General features: G+C 36.0%; 6 protein-coding genes. All 6 read left to right on the top strand.

What is annotated here, in order from left to right; translation table 11 throughout:
* Positions 1-157 precede the first annotated feature (157 nt).
* Positions 158-985 carry a polyamine aminopropyltransferase gene (speE, locus tag BM350_RS20505; RefSeq protein ID WP_035434078.1) on the top strand — a complete coding sequence of 276 codons (828 nt, stop codon included), beginning with the start codon at positions 158-160 and terminating at the stop codon, positions 983-985.
* 221 nt (positions 986-1,206) lie between these two features.
* The gene (gene speB / locus BM350_RS20515; RefSeq protein ID WP_090916150.1) at positions 1,207-2,082 is read left to right on the top strand and encodes an agmatinase; all 876 of its coding nucleotides are present in this window, start codon (positions 1,207-1,209) and stop codon (positions 2,080-2,082) included.
* Between the two features lie 497 nt (positions 2,083-2,579).
* A complete protein-coding gene (locus BM350_RS20520; protein WP_090916148.1) occupies positions 2,580-2,939 on the top strand; it encodes a YxeA family protein in 360 nt (119 codons plus the stop codon).
* Positions 2,940-3,139: 200 nt separating this feature from the next.
* Entirely contained in the window at positions 3,140-3,577 is a 438-nt protein-coding gene (locus BM350_RS20525) for a YwiB family protein (protein ID WP_090916147.1), read from the top strand.
* Positions 3,577-5,247, top strand: coding sequence for an arginine--tRNA ligase (gene argS, locus BM350_RS20530; RefSeq protein ID WP_090916146.1), 1,671 nt, complete (start codon positions 3,577-3,579; stop codon positions 5,245-5,247). The genes BM350_RS20525 and argS overlap by 1 nt, the downstream gene beginning before the upstream one ends.
* A gap of 1,861 nt (positions 5,248-7,108) precedes the next feature.
* On the top strand, positions 7,109-8,619 hold a 1,511-nt coding region (locus tag BM350_RS20540; protein ID WP_139207675.1), incomplete at its 3' end, for a Cna B-type domain-containing protein.

Consider the following 8,619-nt stretch of genomic DNA (forward strand, 5'->3'; position numbering starts at 1 on the left):
AATTAACTAAATATACGAACAAAAACAACTTGTTTCAAATATATTTACGGTATTTTTATAATTTTTAACTATACATTTTATATGTTTTGTTTTATTTTTGTTAGGGGACATTAATGGTGTCCACATTATAAATTGCAATGAAAGGCGTGATCGCACAATGGAACTATGGTTCACGGAAAAACAAACAAAGCATTTTGGAATTACAGCGCGTATTAACCGCACTTTACATACGGAGCAAACAGAATTTCAAAAGCTTGATATGGTTGAAACGGAAGAATTCGGTAACATGCTTATTTTAGATGGCATGGTTATGACAACACAAAAGGATGAGTTCGTATATCACGAAATGGTAGCGCACGTACCATTATTTACACATCCAAACCCTGAAAACGTTCTAGTTGTTGGCGGCGGTGATGGCGGTGTTATTCGTGAAGTATTAAAACACCCAAGCGTGAAAAAAGCGACACTTGTTGAAATCGATGGAAAAGTAATCGAGTACTCTAAAAAGTACTTACCAGAAATTGCTGGTGAATTAGAAAACCCGCGCGTAGATGTAAAAGTAGGCGATGGCTTTATGCACATTGCTGAAAGTGAAAATGAGTATGACGTAATTATGGTTGATTCTACAGAGCCAGTAGGTCCAGCTGTAAACTTATTTACAAAAGGATTCTATGCTGGAATCTCTAAAGCGTTAAAAGAAGATGGTATTTTCGTAGCGCAAACGGACAATCCTTGGTTCACACCAGAATTAATTTCAAACGTGTTTAAAGACGTAAAAGAAATTTTCCCAATTACACGTTTATACACAGCAAACATTCCAACATACCCAAGCGGACTTTGGACATTCACAATTGGATCTAAGAAGCATGATCCATTAGAAGTAAGTGAAGAGCGTTTCCACGAAATCGAAACGAAATATTATACAAAAGAGCTTCACAAAGCAGCATTTGCATTACCGAAGTTCGTTGGCGATTTAATTAAGTAAGAAAAGCGGAAGTGGCTTGCTCAGAATGAGAGGGGGATGGAGCTCCTGAGAGAGAGGCGTTTTTTGCCTCAGAGGAAGGCGCGAAGCCACCGAGCATTCTAGCCACTGAAGCTAGACAGTAAGAAGAACGTGGTAAATCGATAAAGAGGAGCAAATGGCTCCAAATTTGAGACAAAATGAAAGGTTGGGATACCTTAAGTTCCAGATAGGAGGAAAAGAATATGCGTTTTGATGAAGCTTATTCAGGTAAAGTATTTATTAAAAGTCATCCAAGTTTTGAAGATGCTGAGGCAGTTATTTACGGGATGCCAATGGATTGGACAGTAAGTTATCGTCCAGGTTCTCGTTTCGGCCCAGCACGTATTCGTGAAGTATCAATTGGACTAGAAGAATATAGTCCATATTTAGATCGTGAACTAGAGGAAGTTAAATATTTTGATGCTGGTGATATTCCGCTTCCTTTCGGTAATGCACAGCGTAGCTTAGACATGATCGAAGAATATGTAACAAAACTATTAGATGCTGGTAAGTTTCCGCTAGGTCTTGGCGGTGAGCACTTAGTGTCTTGGCCAATTTTTAAGGCGATGGCCAAAAAATATCCAGATTTAGCAATCATCCACATGGATGCTCATACAGATTTACGTGAGTCTTATGAAGGTGAGCCTTTATCTCACTCTACACCAATTCGTAAAGTGTGTGATTTAATTGGCCCAGAAAACGTATATTCTTTCGGTATTCGTTCTGGTATGAAAGAAGAATTCGAATGGGCAAAAGAAGTTGGTATGAACTTATACAAATTTGATGTATTAGAACCATTAAAGAAAGTATTGCCAACACTTGCAGGACGCCCAGTCTATGTCACAATTGACATTGACGTATTAGACCCAGCTCATGCTCCTGGCACAGGAACGTTAGAAGCTGGCGGTATCACATCAAAAGAACTATTAGATTCCATTGTTGCAATTGCAAATTCAAATATAAACGTAGTTGGAGCAGACTTAGTAGAAGTAGCTCCTGTATATGATCACAGTGATCAAACACCGGTCGCAGCAAGTAAATTTGTGCGCGAAATGTTACTTGGATGGGTGCAAAAATAAAGTGAAGCCGACTGTTTAGGCCTGGGGGCTAAGGTTCTTAGACGCGAGGGCCTAGGAGGCGCAGCTAGATAAAAATAAAAGCGAAGCTACCGAGTATTCTAGTTACTAAAATTAGATGAAAAGTAAGCTTTCTAAAAAGGCTATTTCGAATGAATTCGAAATAGCCTTTTTTTGTGTTGTTTTTATATAAATCCATTTTGATTTTTCGACATATAGATTGCTGCTATGCAGAAAAAAAGGATCCTGCACTTGCTTTCTCCCTTTGTTTAAACTTCGCATGTGGCAGAAAAAGGACCTGACTGCTTCTATGCATGGCTAGATGCTCTTGCCTACCGAAAAAGAATGGTTTTATGTCGTTTTTAAAATTTCGATTTATATAGTTAACTTTCCTTACAATGATGTAAGGAAAGTGTAAGAAAAATCGATAGAGACTATCTTTTGTACATTTTATACTGAAGATAATATAAGGAAGTATTATGTAAGAGGTGAAAAGCTTTATGCGTATGATGTTAAAAGTTGTAACGGTATTTGTTATTTTATGCGGGGCAGGAGCCTTTTATTTACAATCAAAAACAGAAGGTGTGCAAGCCTTTGTAGATAACTTTTTTTCAAGTAAGGAAGTAAAGGAATGTTATGCTGTCATAAATCAAGGTGAGAAAAAAGGGGATCAGTATTTGTATGCCTTTACTGCTTATGATAGAGAAGGGAATAAGCAAGTTGTGAAAAAAATGATAAATCGTGAACTGCGACGTGGAGAATATTTGAAAATCTATGCAAAAGGTAGCCAAGCAAAAGGTTGGGCAGAAGCGCGGGAGAATGAAGTACCAGTGAAAGTGCTAGAAAAGCTGAAGAAATAATAAAAACTCCAAGTTTATAATGAACTTGGGGTTTAATGTTTTACAAGGATAATGGTTATAAATTGTTTTTTGAAATACAGCTTTTGTTAGGTTTCCTAATATTTCAGCAGACAGAAACTGCACTTTTTTGATATGATAGGAAAAGTGATTTATTATAAGTTTTATGTAATATCTATAACATTTTGAAAGGTGTGCAGGACGTGGAGAAGCAACTTGCAGGCTTACCAGTACAAGTTCAATTTGTAACGGAAGTTCGTGAGGGAGTTCGAAAGGAAACTATTGCTTTTGATGCAAATGGTCTATACTATGTAAAAGGTCAAAGTACATATGTAACGTTTCAAGAGCCGAACGAACAAGGCGAAGTGAAGACAATTATTAAAATCCAAGATGATCAAGTTCTTATTATGCGTTCGGGTGCTGTTTCGATGCGCCAAACTCATAAAAAAGGTGAGTGGACAACAGGAACGTATACGAGTGAACTTGGAACGTTTGCGTTGCAAACGAAAACGGATAACGTCCTTTTTAAATGGTCGGAAGAAAAGAAAAAGGGACAACTCTTTCTAACGTATGCATTGCTTCTAAGTGAACAAGAAGCAGGCCGATATACAATTACCATTAATCTTAAGGAGGCAAAATAATGAACTCTTTAGAACAAGTAAAAGAACTCATTAAAGAGGAAGTTAAAGCTGCTGTAGTAAAAGCAGAATTAGCGACAGAAGAACAAATTACAAACGTTGTATTAGAAACACCAAAAGATAAAACACACGGTGATTTCTCGACAAACATGGCGATGCAACTGGCACGTGTAGCCAAAAAAGCACCTCGTATGATTGCAGAAGAATTAATTGCAAACTTTGATAAAGCAAAAGCTTCTATTGAAAAGATCGAAATTGCTGGCCCTGGTTTTATTAACTTTTACATGGATAACAGCTATTTAACAGATTTAATTCCAACAATTATCACAGCTGGTGAAGCTTATGGTGAAACAAACGCAGGTAAAGGTGAAAAAGTACAAGTTGAGTTCGTATCTGCAAACCCAACAGGTGACCTTCACTTAGGACATGCACGCGGCGCAGCAGTTGGTGATACGTTATGTAACGTATTAGCAAAAGCAGGTTACGATGTATCTCGTGAGTATTACATTAACGATGCGGGTAACCAAATTCATAACTTAGCGCTTTCTGTTGAAGCACGTTACATGCAAGCGTTAGGTTTAGAAAAAGAAATGCCAGAAGATGGTTACCATGGTGCTGATATTATTGGTATTGGTAAGCGACTTGCAGAAGAATTCGGCGATCATTACGTGCATGCAGATGCAGAAGAAAGCTATGAATTCTATCGTCAGTACGGTTTAAAATATGAATTAGAAAAGCTTCAAAAGGACTTAGCAAGCTTCCGCGTTAACTTTGACGTTTGGTATTCTGAAACATCATTATACAAAAACGGTAAAATCGATGAAGCTCTTGCAGTATTAAAAGAGCGCGGGGAAGTGTTTGAAGAAGAGGGCGCAACATGGTTCCGCTCTACAACTTACGGCGACGATAAAGACCGTGTATTAATTAAAAATGATGGTTCTTACACATACTTAACGCCAGATATTGCGTATCACCGTGATAAATTAGGGCGTGGTTTTGATAAATTAATTAACATTTGGGGTGCTGACCACCACGGTTACATTCCTCGTATGAAAGCAGCAATTCAAGCGCTTGGATATGATAAAGATACATTAGAAGTAGAAATCATCCAAATGGTACAATTATATCAAAATGGTGAAAAAGTAAAAATGAGTAAACGTACAGGTAAAGCTGTTACACTTCGTGAGCTTATGGAAGAGGTAGGCGTGGACGCAATGCGTTACTTCTTTGCAATGCGCAGCGGTGACTCTCATTTAGACTTTGATATGGACTTAGCGGTATCAAAATCAAATGAAAACCCTGTATATTATGCACAATACGCACATGCACGCGTATGCAGTATTCTTCGTCAAGGTGAAGAACTCGGCTTAGCTGCAGGCGGCGATGTGAATTATAAGCTTGTTGCTTCTGAGAAAGAAGTAGACTTATTAAAGAAACTAGGCGAATTCCCAGCAGCAGTTGCAGAAGCAGCACAAAAACGTCTGCCGCACCGCATTACAAGCTATGCATTTGATTTAGCAGCAGCACTTCATAGCTTCTATAATGCAGAGAAAGTATTAAACCAAGATAATTTAGAATTAAGTAAAGCTCGTTACGATTTAATGCGTGCAGTACGTATTACACTTCAAAATGCATTAGCATTAGTTGGAGTATCTGCACCAGAGAAGATGTAATGAATAAAGTGAAACTTCCATCAGTGGAGAGCTTTTTTATCTCCCACTGATGGTTATCCCGCCCAATCGAGGTCTTACTGCTCGTTAATGCGGGATAAAAGGGGAAATACCCCTTTTACTTAGAAGTGATTACAAGTTGATATAAAAATATCTGATCAGTCTATAGGCTGATCAGATATTAAAGAAATAAGAACTTTGGAAAGCTTAAGCAGAAAAACGATAAAAAAGCCATCTTTAAGAAATCGATTTCAGTTTTCTATTCTAAATATATTTGTCAAAAATGTGTTATATTGATAAGGAAAAATGGGAAATAGTGCTTGATTATTGCTTTTTTGTAATTGTTTTAGAATAATAGGTTGTGGGAATGATTTCTTTTTTCGGGAGGGGATATGATTAGAAAATTGTCTAATTGTTGCAAATGATGTTGTTACAGCTACGCCAAATATTTAAAATAACACTTCATCTAACCAAGAGTCTAAACTATTAGTAAGTAATCTTGAAAACTTCCAACCTAGTCAAGAAACTAGGGGTTACATGTCTAAAATATATAAATACAAATTAAAAAACGACATAAAAACCCTCTTTTTTAGGTAGGCGAGAGCATCTGGCCATGCATAGAGGCAATCAAGGCCTTTTTCTGCCACATGCAAGGGTGAAAACAAAGCGAGAAAACGCAGGGTCCAGGTCATGCTTTGTTCTGCATAGCAGCGACTTATGTGTTGAAAAATCAAAATGAATTTATACAGTACATGCGGTACAATTTAATTTTTTGTGATTTGATAAGAGTAATGAAAGGATATAAATCTCTCAGATTCGATATTATCATCAATTATATAGATATGTCAATATTTTAACATTTGGATTTATTGTCTTTTTAGAAAAACTAACGATTCTTATCAAGTAGATGAAACGTATATATAAGTTTAGTTTAATTCCTCGACATAGACATGGAACCAATTAGGCGAAGCACATTTTCTCGACACTCATTTATATACTCCAAAAATGAAAAGACCGACTTTCGTATTTCTGTACGATGCGTATGCACTCGGTTGGCAATTACACTCTTTTTTTATTACCCCAAAATTTGTTCTACTATATTCAGATTTGGAGAATATGACTTTCATCCACATAGACAAATAATACTTATTATAACGCTGAGGTTGAAATACTTCTTGTTTTTCTTGTCAGTTTGTTTCAGTGTGTAGGTCGGTTGTGTATCTAAACATAAGACGTTTTAACAAATGACTGATTTCACCTCGATTCATGGTCACAGAAAACGTATCTTCAATGACATTCTTTAGTATACTAGCACGTTTTAAAGCTACGATTTTTTTCGGCTTGTGTCATACGCTACAGTGCTTGTTCATCTTCAGGGGAATAAGTATGGAAGTTGACTAGATGCATATTTGTTGTGAAATAGCTAATCATATTGCCCACGCTAAATTTTTTTACGTACCTAGCAATCATTTTGTGATGAATGTGAAGAAGTTTTGCAATCTCTACGACATAATACCCTTGCATAATAAGACGAATGATTGTCATGAAGGCTTTTAAAATTTCCTTTTCCTTACTTTGAATTTGTTCTATTGTTCGTTCATTCGCTTATTTGTCCTTGTTAAATCGTACAGATCAGAAATTTCACCGTTTAGATGTATTGGAAAAAATCAGATGAATTTATATAAAAGTTAAATTTCAAGTTTCTAAGCAATGGGAGGAGTGAAGAAAGAGAAAAAGATGATAATGGCTATTGAAAATATGTAAGTAAAATAGCGCAATGACATTGAATAATAGAGGCTTTGCTACAGTCTGTTTATTCCAAAATTTTTCTATATTGTAATTAATAAGGAGGTTAGCATAGGGCATGTATTTAAAAAGAATCACTTCGATTTTCTCAATTATAATGATTTTTATATTTACTATAGGTCAGAGTTTGATGCCTATAATAGCAAATGCACAAGAGTTAAATACAGCAGGACTTGTGGATAGTTTTAAGATAGGTAAAACAGATCTACAGAGCGGAGAAGTGACTAAAGTAACTATAAACTTCAGTGAAAAAAATGGAGTTAGGCTGAAACCTGGAGACACACTAACATTAACATTGCCTCCAGAATTAAAAGGATTAGATACAACGTTTAATTTAGATGATTATGGTACTTGTACAGTTACTGCAGGTACTGTGGTATGTACATTTAATGATAAAGTGAATAACTATCAAAATATTAAAGGGTATCTAAACTTTAAAGTGCAAGCTACTAATGTAGGAAAGGATCAAAAGAAAGAGGTTGAAACCAATTTTGGTACAAATTTAGATAAGCAAACTGTAATAATTACCGGTCCAAACGGTGGTGGTGGTACAGATCCTGGAGAGAAACCGTTTTTTTATAAAACTGGTGATATGCTCTCAGGTAAGGACAATGAAGTGCGTTGGTTCTTGAATATAAACTTAAACAAAGAATATTTAAGTCGTGATATTGTTGTGACTGATAGCTTACAAGAAGGTCAAACACTTAATAAAGATAGTTTCTATATAACTATTGATAATTACACAGGCCGTTCATCCTTATCACTTCAAGAATTTGTAACTAAACGTTATGGAACTATTACGTTTAATAGTGATAACTCATTTAAAGTTGTGATTTATAAGGATAAAGCACATGCTACCGCATTTACGATTGGTTATACAACTACTATAGCGGAAAGCGGAAAGAAGCAGGAATATTTTAAGAATGACTATAAAATTGATTACCAAATTCTATACAAAGACCCAGTTTCTGATTCGGGTAGTTACCAAGTCGAAAATATGACAGCTGGCGGTGGTGCAGAAGGTAACAAGGTTCCAAAAGGAACGCTAAGAATTGTTAAACATATTGAAGGAAATGAAGAAAAAGTAATACCAAACGTTTCGTTTAAGTTGTATAAAGAGTCGGGTGAACAAGTTGGAGATGTATATACAACAGATGGACAAGGTATGATTGAAATCACTAATTTACAACCAGGAAAATATTATGTGCAAGAAGTTTCAGCTCCAAACTATATTGATTTTGATCCTCAGGCAAAAGTAGATTTTGAAGTTAAATCAGGTGATGTAAACGGAATTAAGTTGCCGATTTCGAATAAAGTAAAAACTACATCCGTTACAGGAACAAAAACTTGGAATGACAACAATGCGAAAGATCGTCCAAGCACAATTAAAGTAGACCTACTACAAAACGGTAAAGTAGTAGATACGAAAGAAGTAACAGCGACAACAAATTGGAAGTACACGTTCGAAAATCTCCAAGCATACGACGCAAATGGAGTAGCATACAAGTATGAAGTGAAAGAACAACCAGTAGACGGATATCAAACAGAAGTAAAAGGTTATGACATTAC

This window comes from Bacillus sp. 103mf, from assembly GCF_900116295.1.
Classification (GTDB): Bacteria; Bacillota; Bacilli; order Bacillales; family Bacillaceae_G; genus Bacillus_A; species Bacillus_A bruguierae.

Coding starts and splice junctions, on each gene's coding strand:
- argS (WP_090916146.1), top strand. CDS start 3,577: ATGAACTCTTTAGAACAAGTAAAAGAACTCATTAAAGAGGAAGTTAAA.
- BM350_RS20520 (WP_090916148.1), top strand. CDS start 2,580: ATGCGTATGATGTTAAAAGTTGTAACGGTATTTGTTATTTTATGCGGG.
- speB (WP_090916150.1), top strand. CDS start 1,207: ATGCGTTTTGATGAAGCTTATTCAGGTAAAGTATTTATTAAAAGTCAT.
- speE (WP_035434078.1), top strand. CDS start 158: ATGGAACTATGGTTCACGGAAAAACAAACAAAGCATTTTGGAATTACA.